This window comes from Streptosporangium sp. NPDC020145, assembly GCF_040631275.1.
GTDB lineage: Bacteria > Actinomycetota > Actinomycetes > Streptosporangiales > Streptosporangiaceae > Streptosporangium.
In genome coordinates this window covers 456,893-482,262 of record NZ_JBEXZT010000003.1, presented here as the reverse complement: position 1 = coordinate 482,262, position 25,370 = coordinate 456,893, and the positions used below count along the sequence as shown (strand labels likewise).

26 protein-coding genes are annotated in these 25,370 nt (G+C 70.6%); 18 read left to right on the top strand and 8 right to left on the bottom strand.

The annotated features are described in order from the left end of the window. Positions 1-25 precede the first annotated feature (25 nt). A complete protein-coding gene (gene thiD, locus ABZ463_RS07740; RefSeq protein ID WP_352010283.1) occupies positions 26-829 on the top strand; it encodes a bifunctional hydroxymethylpyrimidine kinase/phosphomethylpyrimidine kinase in 804 nt (267 codons plus the stop codon). 56 nt (positions 830-885) lie between these two features. On the opposite strand, the gene ABZ463_RS07735 is transcribed toward thiD, so the two are convergent. Together ABZ463_RS07735 and rpmB are read right to left on the bottom strand one after the other, a co-directional pair. After that, a complete protein-coding gene (locus ABZ463_RS07735; RefSeq protein ID WP_362774124.1) occupies positions 886-1,497 on the bottom strand; it encodes a hypothetical protein in 612 nt (203 codons plus the stop codon). A gap of 116 nt (positions 1,498-1,613) precedes the next feature. Next, positions 1,614-1,799 carry a 50S ribosomal protein L28 gene (gene rpmB, locus ABZ463_RS07730; protein WP_012894387.1) on the bottom strand — a complete coding sequence of 62 codons (186 nt, stop codon included), beginning with the start codon at positions 1,797-1,799 and terminating at the stop codon, positions 1,614-1,616. A 261-nt stretch (positions 1,800-2,060) separates the two neighbouring features. Between rpmB and recG the strand changes: the two genes are divergently transcribed. From recG to ABZ463_RS07685, 9 genes are all read left to right on the top strand, one after another. Then, the gene (recG, locus tag ABZ463_RS07725; RefSeq protein ID WP_352010285.1) at positions 2,061-4,232 is read left to right on the top strand and encodes an ATP-dependent DNA helicase RecG; all 2,172 of its coding nucleotides are present in this window, start codon (positions 2,061-2,063) and stop codon (positions 4,230-4,232) included. A gap of 426 nt (positions 4,233-4,658) precedes the next feature. Then, a complete protein-coding gene (gene rsmD / locus ABZ463_RS07720) occupies positions 4,659-5,228 on the top strand; it encodes a 16S rRNA (guanine(966)-N(2))-methyltransferase RsmD (RefSeq protein ID WP_352010286.1) in 570 nt (189 codons plus the stop codon). Between the two features lie 16 nt (positions 5,229-5,244). Continuing rightward, positions 5,245-5,721 carry a pantetheine-phosphate adenylyltransferase gene (gene coaD, locus ABZ463_RS07715; protein ID WP_352010287.1) on the top strand — a complete coding sequence of 159 codons (477 nt, stop codon included), beginning with the start codon at positions 5,245-5,247 and terminating at the stop codon, positions 5,719-5,721. A gap of 66 nt (positions 5,722-5,787) precedes the next feature. Beyond that, entirely contained in the window at positions 5,788-6,342 is a 555-nt protein-coding gene (locus tag ABZ463_RS07710) for a YceD family protein (protein ID WP_362774119.1), read from the top strand. Position 6,343: 1 nt separating this feature from the next. Then, positions 6,344-6,523, top strand: a complete 180-nt coding sequence (gene rpmF, locus ABZ463_RS07705) for a 50S ribosomal protein L32 (protein ID WP_179824792.1) — start codon at positions 6,344-6,346, stop codon at positions 6,521-6,523. Positions 6,524-6,733: 210 nt separating this feature from the next. Next, entirely contained in the window at positions 6,734-7,468 is a 735-nt protein-coding gene (rnc, locus tag ABZ463_RS07700) for a ribonuclease III (protein ID WP_352010289.1), read from the top strand. A 36-nt stretch (positions 7,469-7,504) separates the two neighbouring features. Then, complete coding sequence (gene mutM, locus ABZ463_RS07695; protein ID WP_362774115.1) at positions 7,505-8,371, top strand: bifunctional DNA-formamidopyrimidine glycosylase/DNA-(apurinic or apyrimidinic site) lyase; 867 nt, start codon at positions 7,505-7,507, stop codon at positions 8,369-8,371. Beyond that, positions 8,368-8,643, top strand: a complete 276-nt coding sequence (locus ABZ463_RS07690) for an acylphosphatase (RefSeq protein ID WP_352010291.1) — start codon at positions 8,368-8,370, stop codon at positions 8,641-8,643. The genes mutM and ABZ463_RS07690 overlap by 4 nt, the downstream gene beginning before the upstream one ends. A gap of 188 nt (positions 8,644-8,831) precedes the next feature. Continuing rightward, positions 8,832-9,026: a hypothetical protein gene (locus ABZ463_RS07685; protein WP_184719995.1), complete on the top strand. Its 195-nt coding sequence runs from the start codon at positions 8,832-8,834 to the stop codon at positions 9,024-9,026. A 156-nt stretch (positions 9,027-9,182) separates the two neighbouring features. Here the strand turns inward: ABZ463_RS07685 and ABZ463_RS07680 are convergent, their stop codons facing one another. Continuing rightward, complete coding sequence (locus ABZ463_RS07680; protein ID WP_362774110.1) at positions 9,183-9,965, bottom strand: hypothetical protein; 783 nt, start codon at positions 9,963-9,965, stop codon at positions 9,183-9,185. Positions 9,966-10,091: 126 nt separating this feature from the next. Between ABZ463_RS07680 and smc the strand changes: the two genes are divergently transcribed. Both smc and ftsY read left to right on the top strand, forming a co-directional pair. Continuing rightward, positions 10,092-13,766 carry a chromosome segregation protein SMC gene (gene smc, locus ABZ463_RS07675; RefSeq protein ID WP_362774107.1) on the top strand — a complete coding sequence of 1,225 codons (3,675 nt, stop codon included), beginning with the start codon at positions 10,092-10,094 and terminating at the stop codon, positions 13,764-13,766. A 501-nt stretch (positions 13,767-14,267) separates the two neighbouring features. Beyond that, positions 14,268-15,446: a signal recognition particle-docking protein FtsY gene (ftsY, locus tag ABZ463_RS07670; RefSeq protein ID WP_352010294.1), complete on the top strand. Its 1,179-nt coding sequence runs from the start codon at positions 14,268-14,270 to the stop codon at positions 15,444-15,446. A gap of 51 nt (positions 15,447-15,497) precedes the next feature. On the opposite strand, the gene ABZ463_RS07665 is transcribed toward ftsY, so the two are convergent. From ABZ463_RS07665 to ABZ463_RS07655, 3 genes are read right to left on the bottom strand one after another with little or no spacing between them, the layout of a single operon-like run. Next, positions 15,498-16,325, bottom strand: a complete 828-nt coding sequence (locus ABZ463_RS07665; RefSeq protein ID WP_352010295.1) for an ABC transporter ATP-binding protein — start codon at positions 16,323-16,325, stop codon at positions 15,498-15,500. After that, the gene (locus ABZ463_RS07660; protein WP_352010296.1) at positions 16,322-17,431 is read right to left on the bottom strand and encodes an iron chelate uptake ABC transporter family permease subunit; all 1,110 of its coding nucleotides are present in this window, start codon (positions 17,429-17,431) and stop codon (positions 16,322-16,324) included. Before ABZ463_RS07660 ends, ABZ463_RS07665 begins: the two co-directional genes overlap by 4 nt. Then, the gene (locus tag ABZ463_RS07655) at positions 17,428-18,483 is read right to left on the bottom strand and encodes an iron ABC transporter permease (RefSeq protein WP_362774102.1); all 1,056 of its coding nucleotides are present in this window, start codon (positions 18,481-18,483) and stop codon (positions 17,428-17,430) included. The genes ABZ463_RS07660 and ABZ463_RS07655 overlap by 4 nt, the downstream gene beginning before the upstream one ends. A 135-nt stretch (positions 18,484-18,618) precedes the next feature. Between ABZ463_RS07655 and ABZ463_RS07650 the strand changes: the two genes are divergently transcribed. After that, complete coding sequence (locus ABZ463_RS07650; RefSeq protein ID WP_362774099.1) at positions 18,619-19,641, top strand: iron-siderophore ABC transporter substrate-binding protein; 1,023 nt, start codon at positions 18,619-18,621, stop codon at positions 19,639-19,641. A 22-nt stretch (positions 19,642-19,663) separates the two neighbouring features. Here the strand turns inward: ABZ463_RS07650 and ABZ463_RS07645 are convergent, their stop codons facing one another. Then, on the bottom strand, positions 19,664-20,740 hold the full coding sequence (locus ABZ463_RS07645; RefSeq protein WP_362774096.1) for a PLP-dependent cysteine synthase family protein: 1,077 nt from the start codon (positions 20,738-20,740) through the stop codon (positions 19,664-19,666). A gap of 282 nt (positions 20,741-21,022) precedes the next feature. Between ABZ463_RS07645 and ABZ463_RS07640 the strand changes: the two genes are divergently transcribed. Next, positions 21,023-21,610, top strand: a complete 588-nt coding sequence (locus tag ABZ463_RS07640) for a sigma-70 family RNA polymerase sigma factor (protein WP_352010731.1) — start codon at positions 21,023-21,025, stop codon at positions 21,608-21,610. Positions 21,611-21,636: 26 nt separating this feature from the next. On the opposite strand, the gene ABZ463_RS07635 is transcribed toward ABZ463_RS07640, so the two are convergent. Next, a complete protein-coding gene (locus ABZ463_RS07635) occupies positions 21,637-22,473 on the bottom strand; it encodes a DMT family transporter (protein ID WP_352010300.1) in 837 nt (278 codons plus the stop codon). 85 nt (positions 22,474-22,558) lie between these two features. On the opposite strand from ABZ463_RS07635, the gene ABZ463_RS07630 reads away from it, so the two are divergent. The 4 genes from ABZ463_RS07630 to ABZ463_RS07615 all read left to right on the top strand — a co-directional run bounded on the left by ABZ463_RS07630 (position 22,559) and on the right by ABZ463_RS07615 (position 25,175). Then, a complete protein-coding gene (locus ABZ463_RS07630; RefSeq protein ID WP_352010301.1) occupies positions 22,559-23,134 on the top strand; it encodes an XRE family transcriptional regulator in 576 nt (191 codons plus the stop codon). Positions 23,135-23,284: 150 nt separating this feature from the next. Then, positions 23,285-23,599, top strand: a complete 315-nt coding sequence (locus tag ABZ463_RS07625; protein ID WP_352010302.1) for a hypothetical protein — start codon at positions 23,285-23,287, stop codon at positions 23,597-23,599. Between the two features lie 61 nt (positions 23,600-23,660). Further along, entirely contained in the window at positions 23,661-24,509 is an 849-nt protein-coding gene (locus ABZ463_RS07620) for a polysaccharide deacetylase family protein (RefSeq protein ID WP_362774091.1), read from the top strand. 30 nt (positions 24,510-24,539) lie between these two features. Beyond that, on the top strand, positions 24,540-25,175 hold the full coding sequence (locus ABZ463_RS07615) for a DUF2461 domain-containing protein (protein ID WP_352010304.1): 636 nt from the start codon (positions 24,540-24,542) through the stop codon (positions 25,173-25,175). Positions 25,176-25,370: the final 195 nt, after the last annotated feature.

Genomic DNA, 25,370 nt, shown 5'->3' with positions numbered 1-25,370 from the left:
GCGGGCATGCCCGAGAGCTGGTTGGATGGGGCTCATGACCGATTCCGCCCCTCCCCGCGTGCTGACCGTCGCCGGATCCGACTCCGGCGGCGGCGCGGGCATCCAGGCCGACCTGAAGACGATGCTGGCCCTCGGCGTCCACGGCATGAGCGTCATCGCCGCGGTGACCGCCCAGAACTCGCTGGGCGTCCAGGGCTACTGGGAGTTGCCCGCGGAGGCGGTCCGCGCCCAGCTCGACTCGGTGCTCGGAGACATCGGCGCACAGGCGATCAAGACCGGGATGCTGGCCTCGCCGGTACTGGTCGAGACGGTCGCCGAGGCGCTCGCCGGGGCGGGGGCGCCGGTCGTGGTCGACCCGGTCGGGGTCTCCAAGCACGGGGACACGCTGCTCGCACCGGAGGCGGTCGAGACCGTCAGGACACGGCTGCTGCCGGTCGCGACCGTCGTGACCCCCAACCTCTGGGAGGTCGCGCAGCTGACCGGCGTCAAGGTCGAGGACGACCGGGACATGCGCAAGGCCGCCGACGCCGTCCTCGCGCTCGGCCCGGCCTGGGCGCTGATCAAGGGCGGTCACCTGCCGGGAGAGCCGGTCGACCTGCTCACCGACGGCACCCGTGAGTTCCGCTTCCACGCCGAACGTCACGACAACCGCCACACCCACGGCACCGGCTGCACCCTGGCCTCGGCCGTCGCCTCCTACCTGGCGCTCGGCGAGGACGTCCCCGCCGCCGTTGAGAAGGCCAAGGCGTACGTCACCGGGGCCATCGCCCACGGTTTCGCCCTCGGCTCCGGCATAGGCCCCGTGGACCACGCCTGGCGCTGGCGTTAGCCCTCCTGGGTCTCAGCCCGTGTGACGTCCCGCCGGAGCCCGATCTCCGGCCCCGTTCACAGAAGCCCGATCATGGGGTCGGTGCCCAGGCGGCGCAGGACCTCGGCGGTCCTGGACGCCTGCTCGGCGTCCGGGCCCTCCCTGTGGCCCGACTCGACGGCGTCGGCCAGCGCGACCAGCTCGTGCGGCGGCAGGAAACCGTTCACGGTGCGCAGGTGGAGCCGTACCTTGGGGCCGTTGTGGTCCCGGGCCGTCAGGTGAGGGATGGTGCGCCCGGTCTGGTGCCTGTGCTCGCCGCTTCCCTCGTACTCGGGGGTCGAGCCGAGCCAGACGCGGGCCGTGGCGAGGTCGGCCCGGCGTGTCCTGAACGTGCGCCGGACCTCCAGCACACTCCCGGTGAGGGTCGCCCTGAAACGGAAGGCGGCGACGAGACCGCCCAGGAAGACCGTCCCGACCAGCGCGAATATCAGCAGGACCAGGTACTCGATCCGGAACGGGGAGTGGTCCGGGGGGTAGTACGGATAGTCCGTCGACGTGTGCTGGTCACGCACCATGAGGATCACGAACAGCGGAAGCGCCACGAAGGGGAGGGCGAGAACCGACATGATGATCTTGGAGCCCGTGCTCGCTCCGGCGCTCAGTTTGAGTGGTGCGGGAGAGGTGCTCACCATCTGACATTAACCAGTCAAGATGGTGATTCAGAGGAGATGTCCAGAAAAGACTCCTGGCAGCACGACGCGGCCCGGCGCCCCACGAGGGGGCGCCGGGCCGCGGGTGCGTCTGGCTAGCGGGTGACCTTGCCGGCCTTGATGCAGGAGGTGCAAACGTTCAGCCGCTTCGGCGTGCCGTTCACCACTGCGCGCACGGGCTGGATGTTCGGGTTCCAGCGGCGGCGGGTGCGGCGGTGCGAGTGGGAGACGTTGTTGCCGAAGGTCGGCTTCTTAGCGCAAACATCGCAGACGGAAGCCACGGTTCGCTCCTTAGATCAGTCGAGAGGCTCGATCCGCCGCGTCGGCGGCGGTCATCGGGCGTGCCGGGACGACCGGCTGGCCAGACGAGAATACCCGACGCCCGGCCTCACATGACAACACGGACCGCCATGACTGGCCGAACGGGGATAGTCCCAAGGGTCAACGGTAGCGCATTCCCGGGGACCGCCGGACGGCCGTGCCGGGCCCGCCCGCGTGGTGTCGAGGCGATTCTGTCGCACGGACACGGTAGAAACTCTGGGGTGACGAGCTTCGACGAGCCGCTGACCAAGGCGCTTGACCCCAAGACCGCCAAGCTGCTGGAGAGCGTCCTCGACCTGCGCACCGTGGGCGACCTGCTGCGGCACTACCCCCGCCGCTACGCCGAGCGCGGTGAGCTGACCGACTTCGAGGACCTTCAGGCCGACGAGCACGCCACGGTCGTCGGCGAGGTCACCAGGGCCATGCGCAGGCCGATGCGCAACAAGGGCGGCACCTGGCTGGAGGTCGAGATCGTCGACGGCCGCCGGGGCAAGATCTACCTGTCCTTCTTCGGCAGGGCCTCCCACATCGCGGAGACCCGGCTGCGGCCCGGCGTCAGGGGCATGTTCGCGGGCAAGGTCGGCGCGTTCGGCCAGGGCGACAAACGCAGGTGGCAGCTCTCCCACCCCGAGTTCGAGATGTTCGACGAGAGCCAGGAGGGCGCCGAGAGGTTCGCCGCCGCGCTGGTGCCGATCTATCCGGCGGGCAAGGACGTGACCCCCTGGGCGATCCGCAGGGCGCTCGGCGTCCTGCTCGACACCCTGGAGCCCCTTGAGGACCCGCTCCCCGCCGACCTCCGGAGCAGACGTGAGCTTCCCGGGCTGGCCGAGGCGCTCACGGCCGTCCACCGGCCCCGCGACCACGCCGACGTCTCCAGGGCGCGCAAGCGGCTGAAGTACGACGAGGCCTTCCTGCTCCAGGCGGTGCTGCTGCAGCGCCGCGCGGCCGCGGCCTCCTGGCCCGCCGCCCCCAGGCCCGCCCGCGCGGACGGGCTGCTGGCCGACTTCGACGCGCGCCTGCCGTTCCAGCTCACCGAGGGGCAGCGGAGCGTGGGCGAGGAGATCGCCGCCGACCTGGCCTTGGCCCACCCCATGCACAGGCTCCTGCAGGGCGAGGTCGGCGCGGGCAAGACCGTCGTCGCGCTGCGCGCCATGCTCCAGGTGGTCGACGCAGGAGGCCAGGCCGTACTGCTCGCCCCGACGGAGGTGCTCGCCCAGCAGCACCACAGGTCGATCACGGCCATGCTCGGCGACCTGGCGACGGGCGGCATGTTCGGCGGTACGGCGGTCGCCCTGCTGACCGGTTCGCTCGGCGCGGCGGCCCGCCGTACGGCCATGCTCGACGCCGCCTCGGGCGCGGCCGGGATCGTCGTCGGCACCCACGCGGTCCTGCAGGAGCGCGTGCAGTTCGCCGACCTGGGGCTGGTCGTGGTCGACGAGCAGCACCGCTTCGGCGTCGAGCAGCGCGACGCGCTCAGGGAGAAGGCCGGGGGAGGCCGTCCGCACGTGCTGGTCATGACCGCGACCCCGATCCCGCGCACGGTCGCCATGACCGTCTTCGGCGACCTGACGGTCTCCACGCTCTCCCAGCTCCCCTCGGGGCGCGCGCCGATCACCACGCACGTGGTCCCCGCCGCGGAGAAACCGCACTTCCTCGACCGGGCCTGGAGCAGGCTGCGCGAGGAGGTCGAGCTGGGACGGCAGGCCTACATCGTCTGCCCGCGCATCGGCGACCTAGAGGGCGACGAGGGCGACCTGTCCAAGGACGACGACGAGCGCCGCCCCCCGCTCGCGGTGCTCGACGTGGCCGAGACGCTCTCCCAGGGCCCGCTGCACGGCCTGCGTACGGCGGTGCTGCACGGCAAGCTGCCCCCGGAGGAGAAGGACGCCGTGATGCGGGCCTTCAGCCGCGGCGAGACGGACGTCCTGGTGGCCACCACGGTCATCGAGGTCGGCGTCGACGTGCCCAACTCCTCCGTCATGGTCATCATGGACGCCGACCGGTTCGGCGTCTCCCAGCTCCACCAGCTGCGCGGCCGGGTCGGCCGGGGCGGGCTGCCCGGGTTGTGCCTGCTGGTGACCGACGCCCCCGGCGGCACCCCGGCCAGGCAGCGGCTCGACGCGGTGGCCGCGACCCTCGACGGCTTCGAGCTGTCCCGGGTCGACCTCGAACAGCGCCGTGAGGGCGACGTGCTGGGCGTCGCGCAGTCGGGCCGCAGGTCGTCGCTGAAGCTGCTGCAGCTCCTGCGGGACGAGGAGGTCATCCACTCGGCCCGCCTCGACGCCGAGGGCGTGCTGGAGAGCGATCCGGAGCTGTCGGGGCACCCGATGCTGCGCATGGAGATCGACAGGCTGCTGGCCGACGAGCGCGCCGAATACCTGGAGAAGACCTGAGCCCGTCGGGAGACGGTCCTTGGGCGTCCGGGGCCCTCGGCGTCCGCCGACGGGAGCGGGAGGCCTGGGGCGGCACGGAAGGGCCGCAGCGAAGCGGGCGGGAAAGGTCAGAAGACGCCCGAAGGCGGGGACGGCCTCCCCCCGAATGCCGTCCCCGCCTGGGCCCGCCCTCGGGTCAGGTGCCGAGAGCACCGGCGTGCGGAAGGGCTCACGATCACGCCGGTCGGCCTTCTCCTGGGTCGCCGAAGGCCGCAGGACTCATCATGCAAGCAGTCGTGACCCGGGGGAACGACCCTTGCGCTTTCGTCGCCACTCCTTGCCCACTCTTGACCTAGATCACCTACCCGAACCCTTTTGACCTGCGGTTATGTGATGCGTCGCGACACGCCGGGCCGTGGTCCGCGCCGCCGCTGGGACAATGGGCCGGTGAGTCGAGTCATCGCGGGAAGCGCAGGAGGACGACGGCTGGCCGTGCCGCCGGGGCGGGGGACCCGCCCCACGAGCGACCGGGCCAGAGAGGGGATCTTCGCAACCGTCGGGTCGTTGTTCGGCCCCCTGGACGGCGCCCGGGTGCTCGACCTCTACTCGGGGTCGGGGGCCCTCGGGCTTGAGGCGCTGTCCCGGGGCGCGGAGCACGCCCTGCTCGTCGAGTCGGACGCCAAGGCGATCAGGACGATCAGGGCCAACATCGCCTCCCTCGGGCTGCCCGGTGCGGAACTGGCCGCCGACCGCGTCGAGCGGGTGCTCGAACGGGGAACGGCGCAGCCGTACGACCTGGTGTTCGCCGACCCGCCGTACACACTGGGCGCCGAGGCGGTCGACGCCGTGCTCAGGGGGCTGAGGGACGGCGGCTGGCTGGAACGGGACGCCCTGGTGGTCGTGGAACGCGAGAGCCGGGGCACAGACCTGGTGTGGCCCGAGGGGTACGAGGAGGACAGGGTCCGTCGTTACGGGGAAGCGGCCGTTTGGTACGGTCGCGCCGCCGGGAATCCATAGGGCAGGGGGTTTCGCCTTGCGTCGCGTTGTCTGTCCGGGATCGTTTGATCCCGTTACCAACGGCCATCTGGACATCATCGGCCGGGCCTGCCGGCAGTACGACGAGGTCGTGGTCGCCGTCCTGATCAACATCGAGAAGAAGAGCCTGTTCACGGTCGAGGAGCGCATCGAGATGCTCCAGAACGTGACCAAGGAGTACGGCAACGTGCGCGTGGACAAGTTCCACGGTCTGCTGGTGGACTACTGCAGGCAGCAGCAGATCCCGGCCATCGTCAAGGGCCTGCGGGCGATCAGCGACTTCGACTACGAGTTGCAGATGGCCCAGCTCAACTACCGGATGTCCGGGGTCGAGACACTGTTCATGGCCACCGGTCCCGAGGTGTCGTTCCTGTCGTCGAGCCGCATCAAGGAGATCGTCCGTTATGGCGGGAGCGTGGCCGGTCTGGTACCCGATCTCGTCCAGGAACTCCTGGTCGAACGGCTCAGGGGCTGACCCCTGGTATCCTCTTGTTTCTGCCTTGCACGACGGCGTTGATTCGCCATGCCTGATGAGAGTGGAATGACTCCGCACAGCCTTGACCCCCGCGCCCCGTGGGTGATCTCCACCCATGACCTGGGGCGGAGACCGGGGGCGATGCTTCGGATGAGTATCACGCTCCCGGCGCCGGCGAACATCGGTGTTGACATGATCGGTGTCCCCAGGGACACCGACGTCGAGCTGGACATCCGGCTTGAAGCGGTCATGGAAGGTGTGCTCGTCACGGGCACGGCGCGGGCCCCGCTGCGGGGGGAGTGCGCACGCTGCCTGGAGGAGATCGTCTCGGATACCGAGGTGAGCTTCCAGGAGCTGTTCTTCTACTCGGCGGAGGATGCCGCCGAGGACGACTCGCTTCTCGACGGAGAACTGCTCGACCTCGAACCTGCGTTCCGTGACGCGGTGGTGCTCACACTGCCGTTGAGCCCGGTGTGCAGCGAAGACTGCTCCGGGCTCTGCTCGGAGTGCGGGATCAGGCTGGCCGACGCCGAGCCTGATCACGGACACGAGGTCGTCGACGCCCGCTGGGCCAAGCTGCAGGGTCTGGTTCCAGAACATAACAACGATCAGGAGAGCTGACGTGGCTGTCCCCAAGCGCAAGATGTCGCGGAGCAACACTCGCTCCCGCAGGTCGCAGTGGAAGGCCGCCGCGGTCTCGCTCGTGAGCTGCCCCCAGTGCCGCTCGCCGAAGCGTCCGCACGTGGCGTGCCCCTCCTGCGGCACCTACAACCGCCGTCAGGTGATCGAGCCCTCCGCCTGATCGCAGTCTGACCGACGGACACCGGCCGGGTCTCTCCGGCCGGTGCCACCGTTCGCGATCCACATGCGATGGCGGTCGGCCCGCGGCTGTGGTGGACGCCGGGTTACGCGGTGACGCGTACCCTCCCGGCGCCCACCACATCTTCGGGCATCTCTCATTCCCTTCCTCGCCATCGCGCATTTCACCGCAAGCGTGCGAGGAGAAGAAACCATGGGGATGAGCAGTGTCAAGCCGGTAGCCGTCGAGGTCGTCAGTGACGAGCTCGACAAGGTCCTCTCCGTGCGACTGGACGCGGCGATCCTGGAGCGGGCGCTGACGCACCGCTCCTACGCCTACGAGAACGGCGGCCTGCCGACCAACGAGCGCCTTGAGTTCCTCGGCGACTCCGTGCTCGGCCTGGTCGTCACCGACACCCTGTACCGCAACCACCCCGACCTGCCCGAGGGGCAGCTCGCCAAGCTCAGGGCCGCGGTGGTCAACATGCGCGCCCTCGCGGGCGTCGCCCGCACCCTCGGCCTCGGGCGCTTCCTGCGCCTCGGCAGGGGCGAGGAGGGCACCGGGGGGCGTGACAAGTCCTCGATCCTCGCCGACACCCTTGAGGCGCTGATCGGCTCGGTCTACGTGGACAAGGGCCTCGACGAGGCCTTCCGCGTCGTCCACCTGCTGTTCGACCCGCTCATCACCCGCTCCGCCTCGCTGGGCGCCGGTCTCGACTGGAAGACCTCGTTGCAGGAGCTGACCGCCTCCGAGTCGCTCGGCGTGCCCGAGTACCACGTGGAGGAGAGCGGCCCCGACCACGCCAAGTCCTTCACCGCGATCGTCAGGGTCGGCGGCGAGGAGTACGGCTCCGGCTCGGGCCGTTCGAAGAAGGAGGCCGAGCAGCAGGCGGCCGAGACCGCATGGACCCGCATCCGTGAGGACCGCGACAAGCGCGAGGCCGGCTGACCCGCGAGCCGTACGGCACGAACCGAAGGAGGGGGCATGCCCGAACTGCCCGAGGTCGAGGTCGTACGGCGCGGCCTGGAACGCTGGGTCCGCGGACGCGTCGTCGCGCGGGCCGAGGTGCTGCACCCGAGAGCGATCAGGAGGCACGTCCCCGGCGCCGAGGAGTTCGCCGCCCAGCTCAAGGGGCGCACGATCGGCACCGCCGAACGCAGGGGCAAGTACCTCTGGCTGCCACTCGACGGGACGGACGCGATCCTGGCCCATCTCGGCATGAGCGGCCAGCTGCTGGTCGTCGAGCCGGACACGGCCCTGGAGAAACACCTGCGGATCCGGATCACCTTCGCCGACGGCGGCCCCGACCTGCGCTTCGTCGACCAGCGGACCTTCGGGCACGTGCTGGTGACACCGCTGGCCGAGGCCGGCGGCAGGCAGGTGCCCGAGCCGATCACCCACATCGCGGCCGACCCGTTCGAGGAGCACTTCGACGAGGCGCTCTTCGCCCGCCGTCTGCGAGCCCGGCGGACCGAGATCAAGCGGGCGCTCCTGGACCAGTCGCTGATCAGCGGGGTCGGCAACATCTACGCCGACGAGGCGCTCTGGCGGGCCCGCCTGCACGGCACCAGGCCGGCCGGGGCGCTGACCGGGCCGAAGATCTCCGAGCTGGTCGGCGCGGCCCGCGAGGTGATGACCGAGGCCCTGGCGCAGGGCGGCACGTCCTTCGACAGCCTCTACGTCAACGTCAACGGTGAGAGCGGCTACTTCGAGCGCTCACTGGCCGTGTACGGCAGGCGGGACGAACCCTGCCCGCGCTGCGGCGCGCCGATCGTCAGGGAGTCGTTCATGAACCGTTCCTCCTACAGCTGCCCCCGCTGCCAGCCCCGCCCGAGAGGGACGGCGGCATGACGGCCGTACGGCTGACCGCCTGGGTCAGAGGGCGTGTCCAGGGGGTCGGTTTCCGCTGGTGGACGCGGGCCAGAGCGCTGGAGCTCGGACTTTCCGGATGGGCGAGGAACACCGAGGACGGCCGGGTCGAGGTCGTCGCCGAGGGTGGTCGTGAGGCGTGCGAGAACCTGCTCTCCCAGCTCAGGGCGGGTGCGACCCCGGGAAAGGTTGACGCGGTCGTGGAACGCTGGAGCGAGGCCAAAGGAAATCTTGGCGGTTTCGTTGAGCGCTGATGCTTCCTTAAACCGCCCAAAATAAGGTATATTTTACTGTCGAGAGTGCCCACTGGTGCATCCACACGGAGCGTTCAACTTGACCGCCCCTTCCGCCGGTGCGACTCTTGATAAGAACCACGCGCACCCCTCCCGCGGCAAGAAGTGCGCGAACCAGTCTGGTCACTCAGCGTGGAGGACCCTTTACCATGGCGAAGGCTCTACTCGGCCACGTCGGCGGTCCTGACCCTCGTATGGTCTCGGAGATGCGCCGTCTTCAGCAGCGTATCCGTGATCTGGAGGCAGAGCTCACCCGGCTCCAGGCCCAGAACGACGAACTCGCGGCCGGCACCCGCGACGAGGCGTTCACCCGCCTGCAGGATCGTGAGCCGGTTCTCACTTAGAGACCGGGACGAAACACCACTGTCCAGGGGCGCCTCGCCGGGGCGTCCCTTGCCATGCCGACCCCTGTCACGTGCGGGGCCACGCATGGCGAACGACCCATGTACGGCGGGCGGACCACACGGTACGCCCGGCGCACCGCCGTACGACGAGATCGCTCACAGATGACGTGAGAAGAAGGCGAACTGCTCGGGGAGCACACGGACCCGGTACGCCGTGTCCTGGCACCCCGAGGAGATCCCCCCCTCCGTCGTCGCGCCGAGCGCCCTCAACCCCTTCAGCATCGTCTCCGTCTGCGGAGCCCTGTCGTCGCGTTCACCGCAGCCCAGCCAGACCGGGATGTCCACCAGGTCACGCAGCGGAGCCCGTGCCGCCGTGACGGCGGGTGAGGCCGCGGCCACCGCGGCGACCCGGCCGGAACCCAGCTGCGCGGCCAGCCTGAGGGCCTCCGCCCCGCCCGCCGCCCAGCCGAGCAGCCCGATCCTTCCGGTGTCGAACCCCTGGGTCTCCAGATGCGGGAGCACGGTCCCCACGACGTCGGCCGAGGGCCAGTCGTCGATCGCGGCGACCGCGAACCGCCCCCCGCTCGCCGCCAGGTAACGGTCTGCGGAACAGAGGTCGAGCGACGCGCGGGCGTTCTCCGTGCCCTCGGGAAACATGATCACGACGGTGGTCCGGTCGCGTGGCCGCGGCGGCAGTGAGACGATCACCGTACGGCCCTCGACCTCGCTCAGCCGCCGGGCCCCGGGACGGGCGACGGGAGGGTCGGGGACGCCTCCGCAGACGACGCGGGCGTAGGCGTTCCGGAAACCGTCCGGACCGATCGCGAGCGCGGTACCGCCCAGGCCGAGCGCGGCCAGCCCGCCGCCGACCAGGAAAGCCCGCCGTCTGAGACGGCCGTCCCCGCCGTGCGGGGAGCCCTCGCCGCGTTCCGCATCCATGCAGGGCACCCTAGGCGCTGGACAGGCGGGCGCGGGCGAAGAACGGTAGTCTTCCCAGGCGAGAGCGACAGGGCGGCCTGGGAAAGCGCGAGTGAACACGGGTGAACGCGGCGGACGAGGGGTGACATGTATCTGAAAACCCTGACTCTGCGCGGATTCAAGTCCTTCGCCTCGGCCACCACCCTCAGGTTCGAACCCGGCATCACCGCCGTCGTCGGCCCGAACGGCTCGGGCAAGTCCAACGTGGTCGACGCCCTGGCCTGGGTGATGGGCGAGCACAGCGCCAAGTCGCTGCGCGGCGGCAAGATGGAGGACGTCATCTTCGCCGGGACGTCCTCACGGGCCCCGCTCGGCCGTGCCGAGGTCACGCTCACCATCGACAACACCGACGGCGCGCTGCCCATCGACTACACCGAGGTCACGATCAGCCGCCTGATGTTCAGGGCGGGACAGAGCGAGTACGCCATCAACGGCGACACCTGCCGCCTGCTCGACATCCAGGAACTCCTGTCCGACTCGGGCATCGGCCGTGAGATGCACGTCATCGTCGGGCAGGGCCAGCTCGACCAGGTGCTGCACGCGGGCCCGGAGGACCGCAGGGCCTTCATCGAGGAGGCCGCGGGCGTTCTGAAGCACCGCAAGCGCAAGGAGAAGGCGCTGCGGAAGCTCGACGCGATGCAGGCCAACATGACCCGGGTCCAGGACCTCACCACCGAGCTGCGCAGACAGCTCAAACCCCTCGGCCGCCAGGCGGAGATCGCCCGCAAGGCCGCGGTCATCCAGGCCGACCTGCGTGACGCCAGGCTCAGGCTGCTCGCCGACGACGTGCTCACCCTGCGCGTCACCCTGGAGCGGGAGACCGCCGACGAGGCCGCCGTGCTGGCCCGCCGTACGGTGGTGGAGACCGAGCTGGAACAGGGCCAGGTCGCCGAGGCCGAGCTTGAGGCCGCGGAGGCCGAGGCACAGCCGCGACTGGCCGCCGCCCAGGAGACCTACTTCCGGCTTTCGTCCCTCCGCGAGCGCCTCAGGGGCCTGGTCGGGCTGGCCGCCGAACGGCACCGCAACGCGACCGACACCACGGTCGAGCGCAGAGGACGCGACCCGGAGGACTACGAGCGCGAGGCCGAGGAGATCCAGGAGCAGGAACGCGTCCTTGAGGAACTCCTCGACCAGGAGCGGGAGACCCTGGCACAGGCCGTCGCGGGACGCTCGGAGAGCGAGGCGGCGCTCGCCGCCGAGGAACGCCGCCTGGCCGCGGAGGCCAAGGCCGTCGCGGACCGGCGCGAAGGGCTGGCCAAGCTCAGGGGGCAGGCCGGCGCGGCGCACAGCAGGGCGGGCGCGGCCGAGGAGGAGATCGGGCGGCTGAGGCTCTCCCTCGAAGAGGCCGAACAGCGCGCCGAGCGCGCCCGCGCCGACCACGAGGGCCAGGAACGCTCTGAGCCGGAGATCGACCCCGCCCTCGCCGAAGAGCTGGAAATCGCCCTTGAGGCCGTGGCACAGGCAAGGGAGGCCGTCGAGGAGGCCAAGGCCGTCGCCGAGGAGGCCAAGGCCTCGGTCGCGGGCCCCAACGCGGCCCTGTCCTCGGCCAAGGCCGCCGTGGGTGTCGCCCGCAAGGCCGACCAGGAGGCCCAGCGTCAGGTCGCCGCGCTCGAAGCCAGGTTCGAGGCGCTCCAGCTGAGCCTGGCGAGCGGCACGGACGGCGCCGCGGCACTGCTGGCCGCCGACCTGGCCGGGGTGCTCGGCCCGGTGGCCACCATGCTGACCGTCAGCCCCGGCGCGGAGACGGCCGTGGCCGCCGTGCTCGGCGCCTACGCCGAGGCGGTGGCCGTGGAGTCGCTGCAGGCCGCCGCGGACGCCATCGACTTCCTCAGCCGCCAGGACGGGGGCCGGGCGGCCCTGCTCGTCGCCACGGGCGGGCAGGTCCCGCGGAGGGCCGACATGCCCGTCGCGGGCGGCCGGTGGGCGGCGGACCTGGTCACCGTGCCCGACGCGCTGCGGGCCGCCGTCACGCACCTGCTGGCCGACGTCCTGGTCGTCGACGACCTTGAGACGGCCAGGAAGGCCGTCGAGCAGTGGCCCGAGCTGCGAGCCGTCACCCGCTCCGGCGACCTGGTCGGCTCCTACGCCGCCAGGGGAGGCTCAACGGGCGCGGCTTCCGCCCTCCAGATGCGGGCCGCTCTCGACGAGGCCGTCGCGGACCTGGCCACGGCCAGGCAGGCCGCCGAACAGGCGGGCCTCGCCATGGAGGAGGCCGCCGAAGCCGAGGCACAGGCGCAGTTCGCCGTCGAGGTCGCCCAGGCGGGCGTGGGCGAGGCGCAGACAGGCGTGCAGACCGCCCAGGCCGGGGTGAACGCCGCCCAGGCCGCGCTCGACCAGATCAGGGCCAGACAGCGTGACGCCGACCAGCGGGCCGCCGCGACCGCGCGGCGACTGGCCCAGCTCGGCGCCGCGGCCGAGGCCGCCGCCGCCGAGTGCGAACGGCTCGCCAGGGCCGTACGGGCCGCCGAGGAGGCCCGCGACCGGGACGCCGCGGGGCTCGCCGAGATCGAGGAACGGCTCGCCGCCGCCACCGCCGAGGTGGAGGCCGAACCCGAACCGACCACCGAGATGCGCGACGAGCTCGCGGAGATCTGCGCCTCGGCGAGACAGACGGAGATGGAGGCCCGCCTGGCCGTACGGACGGCCGAGGAGCGGGTCAAGGGCCTCACGGGCCGGGCCGACGAACTGCTGCGCGCCGCAGAACGGGAGCGCGAGGAACGCGCCAGGGCCGCCGAGCTGCGGGAACGGCGGCGCAGGCAGGCACTGGTCGCCCAGGCCGTGGTCCGCGGCACCGAGCTGACCCTGGCCCGCCTGGAGACCTCCCTCACCGTGGCGGCCGAGGAACGCGACGAGGCCGAACAGGCGCGCGGGCAGATCGACCAGTCGCTCAAGTCGATCAGGCTCCGCGTCAGGGAACTGTCCGGCGAACTGGACAAGCTGATCAACAGGGCGCACGGCAGCGAGGTCGCCAGAACCGAACGGCGCCTGCGCCTGGAACAGCTGGAGGCCAAGGCCGTCGACGAGTACGGCGTCGAACCCGACACGCTCATCGCCGAGTACGGCCCGGCCGAACCCGTCCCGACCGTCGACGGCGACCCCGTTCCCTACGTGCGTGAGGAACAGGAGAAGCGGGCCAGGGCCGCCGACCGGCAGATGGCGCAGCTCGGCAAGGTCAACCCGCTGGCCCTTGAGGAGTTCGCCGCCCTTGAGGAACGGCACGCCTTCCTCACCTCCCAGCTTGAGGACCTCAAGAAGACCAGACGTGACCTGCTGCTCGTCGTCAAGGAGGTGGACGAGCGGGTCGAGCAGGTGTTCGGCGCCGCCTACGCCGACGTCGCCCGCGAGTTCGAGCAGATCTTCGGGCGGGTCTTCCCCGGCGGTGAGGGCAGGCTGCTGCTCACCGACCCGGAGGACATGCTGACCACCGGCGTCGAGGTCGAGGCCAGACCGCCGGGCAAGAAGGTCAAGCGCCTGTCGCTGCTGTCCGGAGGGGAACGGTCGCTGACCGCCGTCGCCTTCCTCGTCGCCATCTTCAAGGCGCGGCCCTCGCCGTTCTACGTGATGGACGAGGTCGAGGCGGCGCTCGACGACACCAACACCCAACGGCTGCTGACCCTGTTCGAGGAACTGCGGCAGACGTCACAGCTCATCGTCATCACCCACCAGAAACGCACAATGGAGATCGCCGACGCGCTGTACGGGGTCTCGATGCGGGGGGACGGGGTCAGCCAGGTGATCAGTCAGCGGCTTCGAGAAAGTTAGTTGTGTCTCTTTGCGCGGCTTCGGCAGCGCGGGCTGTGTCTCTTTGCTCCGCCTGGCGGCGTCGCGGGCTTGGGCGCTTTCGGGTCGGTGTCTTCCCTCGTCACTCATCCGCTGCGCTCCTTCGCTCCTCAGTCCAAGCACCGACGCGCCCAAGCCGAAACTCTTCACACTTGGCGCCGGTAAAGCACAAGCCGTGTCTCTTTGCTCCGCTTGGCGGCGTCGCGGGCTTGGGCGCTTTCGGGTCGGTGTCTTCCCTCGTCTCTTCGTCGCTTCGCTCCTGCGTTCCTCAGTCCAGACACCGACGCGCCCAAGCCGAAACTCTTCACACTTGGCGCCGGGGGTGTCGGCCGACCCCTCGCTTCGGAGGTGGAAAGTCCACGCGGGCAGGTGCGGGGGACGTCTGTGTCGTCGTGGTGGGAAGGGTGAGCAGTCAAGATCGATGGGGGGTGACTTGACCCGGGGGGTCGGAGCATTCCGGGGGGTCTGGAAAACTGTGCTCTTGTGGAAGGCTATCTCGGCATAATCGCGATCATCGTCGTTGTCGCCCTGCTGGCGGCGGGCGGCATGTTCCTGTTGCTCAGGCCGCGGGGCAAGTCGGCTCCTCCGGTGGAGCCGCCCGAGGTGCGGCCCGTTCCCGGGGAGGAACAGGCGCCTCCCGTGGGGGCCGCGCAGGACGACGACGCGGCGACCACCACTCTTCCGCCGCCGGCCAAGCCCGCCGAGCCCATGGTCGTCCCCCCGGCCGTCGAGATCCCGCCGCCCTCGGCGGGCCGCATGGTACGGCTGCGCGCCAGGCTCGCCCGGTCCCAGAGCACCCTCGGCAAGGGCCTGCTCGACCTGCTCTCGCGTGACCGTCTCGACGACGACACCTGGGACGAGATCGAGGAGACCCTGATCACCGCGGACGTCGGCGTCGCCCCGACCCAGGCGATGGTCGAGGAGTTGCGGACCAAGGTGAAGGTGCTGGGCAGCAGGACGCCCGCCGAGGTGCGCGGACTGCTCAAGGAGCAGCTGCTGACCCAGATCGGCGCCGACACCGACCGCACCCTGCACGTCAAGCCGCACGGGGAGCGTCCCGCGGTCGTGCTCGTCGTCGGCGTCAACGGCACCGGCAAGACCACGACGACCGGCAAGCTGGCGCGTTCCCTCATCGGCGACGGCAACAAGGTCGTGCTCGGCGCCGCCGACACCTTCCGCGCCGCCGCGGCCGACCAGCTCCAGACCTGGGGCGACCGGGTCGGCGCCGAGGTCGTGCGTGGTCCCGAGGGCGGCGACCCGGCCTCGGTGGCCTTCGACGCCGTGGCCAAGGGCATCGAGGACAAGGTGGACGTGGTCATCGTCGACACGGCGGGCCGTCTGCACACCAAGACCGGCCTGATGGACGAGCTGGGCAAGGTCAAGCGCGTCATCGAGAAGAAGGCGACGGTCGACGAGGTCCTGCTCGTCCTGGACGCGACCACGGGTCAGAACGGCATGCGCCAGGCCCAGGTGTTCGCCGAGGTCGTCGACGTCACCGGTATCGCCCTGACCAAGCTCGACGGCACCGCCAAGGGCGGCATCATCATCTCCGTCCAGCGTGAGCTCGGAGTGCCGGTCAAGCTGGTCGGCCTCGGTGAGGGGCCGGACGACCTGGCCCCGTTCGACCCCGAGGTCTTCGTGGACGCCCTGCTCGGCGACTGAGAGAGCCACCAGGAACCGGGACGCGGTGAACGCCGCGTCCCGGTGGGGACGTCAGTCCCGAAGGAGCGCCCCGTTGCGCCGGGCGCGGTCTCCGGCGGAGGGCAGCGGCCCGACGGGCACGACCATGGGGGTGCCCGCCACCGGGTCCTCGATGACCCGGGCGGCCAGGTCGAAGACCTTCGCGAGCAACTCCTCGGTGAGGACCTCGGCGGGGGGCCCGGCGGCGACGACCTTGCCCGAGCGCATGGCGACCAGGTGGTCGGTGTAGCGGGCGGCGAGGTTGAGGTCGTGCAGGACCATCACCACCGTACGGCCGAGCTCCCCGTGCAGGCGGCGGACGAGTTCGAGGACCTCGATCTGGTGCGCCAGGTCGAGGAAGGTCGTCGGCTCGTCGAGCAGCAGCAGGTCGGTGCCCTGGGCCAGGGCCATCGAGATCCAGGCGCGCTGACGCTGCCCGCCGGACAGCTCGTCGAGCGGGCGTTCGCCCAGGTCGAGCAGGCCCGTCATGGACAGGGCCTCGTTGACGGCCGTCTCGTCACCGGAGGACCACTGCCGGTACCACGTCTGGTGCGGGTGCCGTCCCCTGGCCACCAGGTCGGCCACGGTCAGTCCCTCGGGGGCCGTGGGGGCCTGCGGCAGCACTCCCAGGATCTTCGCGACCTCCCTGGTCGGCATCCTGTCGATGCGTTTGCCGTCCAGCAGCACCTCGCCGCCGGAGGGCTTCAGCAGGCGTCCCAGCGCGCGCAGCAGCGTGGACTTGCCGCATCCGTTGGGGCCGATGATCGTCGTCACCGTCCCGGCCTCGATCCCGAGGTCGAGCCCGTCGACGATGACGCGGTCGCCGTACCCGAGCTTGACGTCGACGGCCCGTAGTCTCAAGGTCGTGCCTTTCTTCGCGCGCGGACGAGGAGATAGATCAGATAGGGGGCGCCGAGGACCGCGGTGACCACGCCGACGGGAAGTTCGACGGGGCTGAACGCGGTCCGCGCGACCAGGTCGGAGGCGCTGGTGAGGACGGCACCGGTGAGAGCGGACACCACGAGCGGAGGCTGGGCCGCTCCGGCCAGGCGCAACGCGATCTGTGGCGCGGCCAGCGCGACGAAGGCGATGGGGCCCGCCGCGGCGGTCGCGAGCGCGGCCAGCAGCACGGCGGCCAGGATCATCAGGCTCCTGGTGAGGTCGGGGCGCACCCCGAGCCCGGTGACGGTCTCCTCGCCGAAGCGCAGCGCGCCGAGTGAGCGGGCGCCGACCAGGGTCGCCGGGACCAGTACGGCCAGCGCAACCGCGACGGGGACGACGTGTTCCCAGCCCCTGCCGTTCAGCGAGCCGGTGATCCAGACGATGGCGCGCCCGCTGTCGTTGACGTCGCCGATGGTCAGCAGCCAGTACTTGACGTTGACGCACATCACCGAGACGCCGATGCCGACGAGCACCAGGCGGTAGCCGTCCAGGCCGCCCCGCCAGGCGAGCGTGTAGACGGCCAGCGCCCCGGCCGCGCCGCCGAGCAGGGCGAGCAGCGGAATCCCGACCGAGGCCAGCATGCCGCCCGCCCCGCCCGCGGCGCTCGACGTGGCCACGATGGCCGCGACCACGCACACGCTGGCGCCCGGCGTCACCCCGAGGATGTCGGGGCTGGCCAGCGGGTTGCGCGCGATGGCCTGGGTGATCGCCCCGGCCAGGGCGAGCGCCGCGCCGACCAGGACGCCGGTGAGCGCCCGGGGCAGCCGCAGCTCCATCACCACGAGGTGGTCGGGGCCGTCCCCCACGACGGCCCGGCCCACCTCGGCCAGGCTCATCGGGATGTCGCCGATCCGCATGCCGAGCCCGGTCAGCAGTACGGCGGCGGCCAGCAGGACCAGTGCCGTCAGGACGGGGCGTGGCCGCAGCGGCCAGGAGGCGGGACCGGCCCGTAGCGCCTTTGTCTGTGCCCTTGTCGGGGCCTTCGTCTCAGAGGGGCGCAGGCCGTACACGGGGGTGGGGTTCACAGGCGGACCGGCTTCCTGCGGCGGACCAGGGCGACGAAGAACGGCGCGCCGAGCAGGGCGAGGACCACTCCTGCCTCCAGTTCGCCGGGCCGGGCGACCACCCGTCCCGTCACGTCGGCGAGCAGCAGCGCCACCGCGCCGATCAGCCCCGCGTACGGCAGCAGCCACCGGTTGTCGGGGCCGGAGAGCGGGCGGGCCAGGTGGGGGACCATCAGGCCGAGGAAGGCCAGCGAGCCGCAGGCCGCGACCGAGGCGCCGGTGAGCAGCGCGATCGCGCAGATGCCGACGGCGCGGGTCAGGGTGACGTTCTGGCCCAGTGCCCTGGCCACGTCCTCGCCGAGGGCGAGCGCGTTGAGGCCGGGGGCGTTGACCAGGGCGAGCAGGAGCCCGACGACGACGAACGGCAGCACCTGGGTGACGGTCTCCGCGCCCCGGCCCGCGATCGAGCCGGTCTGCCAGAACCGGAAGACGTCCATCGCCTGCTCGTCCATCAGGACCAGGGCCGAGGTGAGCGCGTAGAGGAAGGAGCTGACCGCCGTGCCGGCCAGGGCCAGGGTCAGCGGGGTCGGGCCGGACCGTCCGCCGACCATGCCGAGGGCGAAGACTCCGGCGCTGGCGACGAGGGCCCCGGCCAGGCCGAACCAGATGTAGCCGTACAGGCCGGTGACGCCGAGCGTCATGATGGCGAGCACCATCGCGAACGCCGCGCCCTGGGTGACGCCGAGCAGACCGGGGTCGGCCAGCGGGTTGCGGGTGTGCCCCTGCATGAGGGCGCCCGCGACGCCCAGGGCGATCCCGGCCATGACCCCGATGGCGGTCCTGGGCACGCGCAGCGACCGCACGACGATGTCGTTCTCGGTGCCCGACGGGCCGGTCAGGGCGTGCCACACGTCGCCGGGCGGGACCGGTTTCGCGCCGACCGCGAGGCTCAGCAGGACGGCGGTCAGCAGCAGGGCGAACAACCCGGCGACCACGATCGACCTGCGGGTACGCAGGGCCGTGAGAACGCCCCTGGGTGAGGGGGACCGCGCGATGACCGCCGTCGTGCTCACGCGCGCTCCTCTCGCCTGCCGGAGACCGGACACCGTCCCGCGGACCGGGACCCCGATTGTCGGGCTCCGAACGAGTATGACAGTTTAGGCATGCCTAATCTAATTTAGGCGTGCCTTACCTTGGAGGAAGTCCTGATGAGAACATTGCGCGCCGTGGCGCTCGGGATGGCGACGGCCGTACTGTCGGCGGGGCTGGCCGCCTGCGGCACGAGTACGCCGACCACCGCGAAGCCCGCCGCGGAAACCGGGACGGGGGCGGATCCCTCGGCCGGGGCGGCGAACGCGGAGGGCTTCCCCCGCACGGTGAAGCACGCCATGGGCGAGACCGTGATCCCGGCCAGGCCGGTGCGGGTCGTGACCCTCGACCAGAGTTTCGTCGACGCAGTGCTCACCCTGGACACCGACGTCGTCGGGTTCACCACCTACCGGGCGATCGACGACAAGCTCCCCGACTATCTGACCCCGGTCCTCGGGCACGCCAAGGACGCCGTCTCCGTCGGCACGCTCGAACAGCCGAGCCTGGAGCGGATCATCGCCCTCAAGCCCGACCTGATCGTCTCGGCGAAGGTCCGGCACGAGGCGCTGTACGACAAGCTGTCGAAGATCGCTCCGACGGTGTTCAGTGAGACCACCGGCGCGATCTGGAAGGAGAACCTCAGGCTCATGGGGCGGGCCCTGGGCAAGGAGGACCTGGCGGAGACCAGGCTCAAGGATTACCAGGACCGCGCCGCCGCGCTCGGCGCCTCCATCGACAAGAAGAACGGCGGAATGCCGACCGTCTCGGTCGTCCGGTTCGCCGGGGAGCCGACCGTGCGCCTGTACGTGGAGAACTCCTACTCGGGGCTGGTGCTGAAGGACGTCGGCTTCGTCCGGCCGAAGGACCAGCCGACCACGACCGAGACGATCGCGGTGAACATCAGCCAGGAGAACATCTCCCAGCTCGACGCCGAGCACATCTTCGTGGCGGCCTACCCCGACCCGGCGGCCGAGCCGATCAAGAAGGAGTTCCAGGCCAACCCGCTCTGGGGCAGGCTCAAGGGCGCCAAGCACGACGTCGCCGACGTCATCTGGATGAGCGCGGTCGGCATCCAGGGCGCCCACGCCATCCTCGACGACGTCGCGAAGGTCTTCGGGGTCGATCCCGCCAGGGCCTCCTGAGCGGGTCCCTTCGGGTGGGATGTCAGGGCTCGGCCAGGAAGGACCTCAGTTCCTCCAGGTGAGGGGCGATGTCCAGGCCGCGCTCGGCGAGCCAGGCGTCGTCGCCGTAGGTGCAGCGGTAGCGTTCGCCGCCGTCGCAGATCAGGGTGACGACGCTGCCCCGCTCGCCCGCCTGGCGCATCTCCCGCAGGATCCGTACGGCGGCCGCGACGTTGGTGCCCGTCGAGCCGCCGACGTCGCGGCCGGTGACCTCGCGGACCCAGCGCATCGCCGCGATGGACAGGGCGTCCGGGACCTGGATCATGCGGTCGATCACGGTGGGCATGAACGACGGTTCGACCCGGGGGCGGCCGATGCCCTCGATGCGGGAGCCGGGGGCGGTGACGGTGTCGTCGCCGGCGCACCAGCCCGGGTAGAAGGCGGACCCCTCCGGGTCGACCACCGCGAGCCTGGTCTGGTGCCGCCGGTAGCGGATGTAGCGGCCGATGGTCGAGGACGTGCCGCCGGTGCCGGCGCCGACCACGATCCAGGTCGGCTCGGGGTGGGGTTCCATCTCCATCTGCTGGAAGATGCTCTCGGCGATGTTGTTGTTGCCGCGCCAGTCGGTGGCCCGCTCGGCGTAGGTGAACTGGTCCATGAAGTGGCCGCCGGTCTCGGCCGCGACCCGGCGGGACTCCTCGTAGATGGTCCCGGGGTCCTGAACGAGGTGACACCTGCCGCCGTAGAACTCGATCAGGGCGATCTTCTCGGGGGACGTCGAGGCGGGCATCACCGCGACGAACGGCAGGCCGACCAGCCTGGCGAAGTAGGCCTCACTCACCGCGGTCGAGCCGCTGGAGGCCTCGACGACCGTGGTCGAGGGGCCGATCCAACCGTTGGCCAGGCCGTACAGGAACAGGGATCGGGCCAGGCGGTGCTTGAGTGAACCGGTTGGGTGGACGGACTCGTCTTTGAGGTAGAGGTTTACCCCCCAGTGCGTGGGAAGCGGGAAGACGTGGAGATGGGTATCGCAGCTTCGGTGGGCGTCGGCCTCGACGTGACGGATGGCCTCGGCCACCCAGGAGCGGGTATAGGGGTCATGCCTGTCCACGTATTCCATGCACCCAAAAGTAGCGCGAGCTGGGGTTATGTGATGATGGACACAACCTCTACCATCTTCAGAGGGAGATGTTACGATAATGAGACTTGTCCGGCTGTAGGGCGTGTCGTACCCGCCTTCGAAGCAGCCGACGACCAACCTCCTGACCAGGCGGAAGAGCTCTTAACGGCCCGCTTACGAGCCGCCTGCGAGCATTCGACAAGCCGCCGGAAAGGGCGTGTCGTGCCTGTGCCGGACGGTGGTGGGGGGAATCAGTACAAGGGGGAAGAACACGTGATCACGATGACCGAAGAGCAGCGCCAGGACTGGTTCGAGCGCGACGTCGTTCCGGTCACCACCCAGCTCTACGCGTCCGCGATGCGTTTGACCCGCAACTCCGCCGACGCCGAGGACCTCGTGCAGGAGACGGTGGCCAAGGCGTTCACCTCTTACCACCAGTTCCGGGAGGGGACCAACCTCAAGGCGTGGCTGCACCGGATCCTCACCAACAACTTCATCAACGAGTACCGCAAGAAGCAGCGTTCGCCCAAGCTCTCGGCGACCGAGGAGATCGAGGACTGGCAGCTCGCCGCCGCCGAGTCCCACATGTCCTCCGGGCTGAAGTCCGCCGAGACCGAGGCGCTCGAACAGCTGCCCGACAGCGCCGTGATGAACGCGCTGCGCTCCCTGCCCGAGGACTTCCGCGTCGCGGTCTACCTGGCCGACGTCGAGGGCTTCGCCTACAAGGAGATCGCCGAGCGCATGGGCACGCCCATCGGCACCGTCATGTCCCGGCTGCACCGTGGCCGTCGTCAGCTCAGGACGATGCTTGAGGACTACGCCCGCGAGGAGGGCGCCGTCCGCCTGCCCGAGCAGCGCCAGGCCGCCTGACCGGCGGCTTATGACCGATCCGGGGCTCAGCCCGCGGCGATCAGCGCGACCGCCGCGAGGGTGAAGCCGATGCCCGTCATCTGCACGACGTTGAGTCGCTCCTTCAGGACGTATCTGGCCAGCACCAGCGTGCTCGCCGGGTAGAGGGAGACCAGCACGCCGACGAGGCTCAGCATGCCGCGCTGCTGGGCGAACATGAACAGCACGTTGGCCAGCATGTCGAGGACCCCGGCCGCCAGGATGATCCGCAGCGCGCCCGCGCCCGGCCGCAGCGTACGGCCGGTGGCCAGGGCCAGCAGGGCGATGAGGGCGATCGAGGAGAGGCGCGCGCCGAACAGCGGCCACATCCCGGTCTCGGCGGGCGACTGCGCCAGCAGGACGAAGAAGCCGCCGAACCCCACGCCCGCCACCAGCGCGGCCACCAGCGGCCCCCGGCCGTTCCCGGACGCGCTCCGCGAGGGATCACGGCTGACCAGCAGCACCGCGACCAGTGCCAGCACCACACCGCAGAGCGCCGGCGGCTCGGGCCGCTCCCCGGTGGCCAGGCCGTACAGGACGGGCAGGGCCGCGGAGGTGGTCGCGGTGGTCGGGGCGACGACGGACATCACGCCGGTGGCCAGCGCCCGGTAGAAGAGCACCAGCCCGGCGGCGCCGGAGACACCCGCCGCCGTGCCCCAGGCGAACGCGCCCGCCGTCGGGGCGCCGGGCAGCAGCGGCATCAGCGCGACCACCAGGGCGAGCCCGGCGCCCTGGGAGAGCACGACCACCGCCATCACCCGCGACCTGCGGGTGGCCAGACCGCCGAAGAAGTCGGCCGTGCCGTAGACCACGGCGCAGAGTGTGGCCAGCGCCACCGCGATCATCCTTCACCTCAGTTCAATGGATTGCACCGTTGGAACAATATATGAGGTGCAAAATACTGCAAATCAGGTTCACTACACTGGACTGATGGATCCCGAGACGATCAACGCGGCGGTCGCCAACAACGTGCGGGCCCAGCGGGCGCACCGGCAGATGACGCTCGACGAACTGGCCACCCGCTCCGGGGTGAGCCGCGGCATGCTCGTCCAGGTCGAGCAGGGACGGACCAACCCCAGCATCAACACGCTCACCCGCATCGCCGACGCCCTCGGGGTGACGGTCGCGCGCCTGGTCGAGGTCTCGGACGTGCCCGTGGTGCGGGTCGTCCCCGCGGCCAGCGTCGTCACCTTCCCGCACGGGAAGGCCAGTTCGGCACGGCTGCTGGTCGGCACCGACGCCCCGTCGATCCTGGAGCTGTGGGACTGGCGGCTCGCCCCCGGCGACCACCACGACGGTGACGCCCACCCTCCGGGCACCAGGGAGATGCTGACCGTCATCGAGGGGGAGCTCACCCTCTCGGTGTACGGCGGCAGCCACGTCGTGGGCGTGGACGACGCCGTGGTGTTCCGCGCCGACCGGCCGCACCGCTACTCCAACAACGGGCAGGTCCCGCTCAGGTTCACGATGGTGGTGACCGAGCCGAAGGAGACACCTGACCAATAGTGGGGAACGGGTGTCACCAGGCGACGCGTGACCGCATCATTACCCCATGTCGCTTTCGCTGTCACCCGCCGGTGGCGGGGCCTGTGTCCCGGCCGCGCGGTCCGTCCCTCCGTCGGGGAGCGGTCCCTCCGTCCGCCGGGGAGGTGACGGGTGAACGAGCGTGTCGAGGCGGGAGAGGCGATCGCCAGGCTCCGCGCGGACCTGGCCGGGCTCGGGGTCACCGGCGCCTACGAGGTCGACGACGACGGCACTCTCTCGGTATGGATCGGGCTCGTCGTTCGCTTCCGAGATGGTTTCTACCGGTGGCAGGAGGGCCAGGTGAAACGTCGACATCTGGGCACGGATTCGAAAGGATGCGCCATTCGGGTAGCGCGTCGCTATGCGGAACTCCAGGCAGATGTCCCATCCTGGTGGGACGAACTGGCCAGGAGTCTGCGGGGGGACGTGGCCGGAGACTATCCATGACCATCTGTGACCCCGGCCGGCCTGGCGGGGGGCAGACGTGTGGCGATGGATGGTTTTCACCATGGCCGTCCTGCTGGGAGTCGCGGGCTGTGAGCCCCCTGTCGCGATCCTGAGCATCGAGAGCGACCCGTCCCCGTCCGTCTCGCCGTCCCCCGAGGCCTTCCCGCTCTTCGACCCGGAGGAACTCGCCGAAAGGCTGGTCGCGATCCAGCGGCAGTGGCCGAGGAACAGCCTTCCGAAGCCGCCCGGCGCGCGCGGGGTGAACTGCGCCAGGATCAGGTGCGTCGCGCTGACCTTCGACGACGGGCCCGGGCCGTACACCGGCAGGCTGCTCGACATCCTCGCCAGGCACCAGGCGAGGGCCACCTTCTTCGTACTGGGCAGGATGGTCGCCGAGGACCGGGGGGAGAACCTCCGCAGGATGGTCGTCGAGGGACATGAGATCGGCAACCATACCTGGGACCACCTTCCGCTCCCTCAGCTCTCGGAGAAGTCGATCAGGTTCGAGCTGGCCAGCACCCAGAAGATCGTCAGACGGCTGTCCGGGGTCAAGATGACGATGATGCGGCCGCCGTACGGCTCGACGGGCAGGCGGGTCGCGGCGGAGGCCTCCCGTCTCGGGCTCGCCCAGGTCATGTGGAGCGTCGACACCCTCGACTGGCGTGACCGCGACTCCAGGCTGGTCGCCCAGCGCGCGGCCCAGGCCACCCCGGGGGCCATCGTGCTCATGCACGACATCCACCCGACGACCGTCGAGGCCGTGCCCGCCGTCCTGAACCAGTTCGTCCAGCGGGGCTACACGTTCGTGACGCTGTCGGAGCTGTACGGCGTGCCCCGCCTGGTGCCCGGCAGGGCCTACACCAGCATGGGCGACGGAGCCAGGGGGACCGCGGCCACGGAGATTCCCTAACCGTCGGTGGCCGATGGCACGATGGGCCGCATGGGTTTCAGCGGCTTTCCCGACGAGGGGCTCCTGTTCTACGAGGGCCTTGAGGCGGACAACTCGAAGACCTACTGGACGCGCAACAAGCGGGTCTACGAGGAGGCGGTCCGGGCTCCGATGGCGGCCCTCGGCGAGGAGCTCGCCGAGGAGTTCGGGCAGGCGCGCATGTTCCGTCCCAACCGCGACGTCCGCTTCTCCAAGGACAAGTCCCCCTACAAGACGCACCAGGGGTCCTACGTCCCGAAGGGCGAGGCGATCGGCTTCTACGTCCAGCTCGACGCGGCCGGGCTGCTCGTCGGCGGAGGACTCTACGCCGCGCAGGGCGAACAGCTGGCCCGCTACCGCCAGGCGGTCGACGAGGAGATCAGCGGGACGCCGCTGGAGAAGATCGTCACCGAGGCGCGCGTCGCGGGCTACGCCATCGAGGGCGACCGTCTCAAGACGCGGCCGAGGGGCGTCCCCGAGGACCACCCCCGTCTCGACCTGCTCCGTCACAGGTCGCTGCACGCGAGCCGCCGTTTCGAGCCGGAGGGGTGGATCCACACCCCGCAGGTCGTGGAGCGGGTGCGGGAGGTCTGGCGCGACCTCACCCCGCTGGTCGAGTGGCTCGCCGACCACCTTCCCGCCGACTGACCCGGGTCAGGGCTTCGTATGCCCCCGGTCACGGTTCGTTGACGGCCCTGACCGTCTTCGACCGGTCACCTGGCGTTTCGTGTTTTCGGGACGGCCCGCCCTCCTGACAGGAACCTTGACACTCCGCTCGGGTTTCGGATAGTCCGGAGGCATGGGTCCGAGTCGCTGCTGATTCGCGACACCACCAGTCGGAGC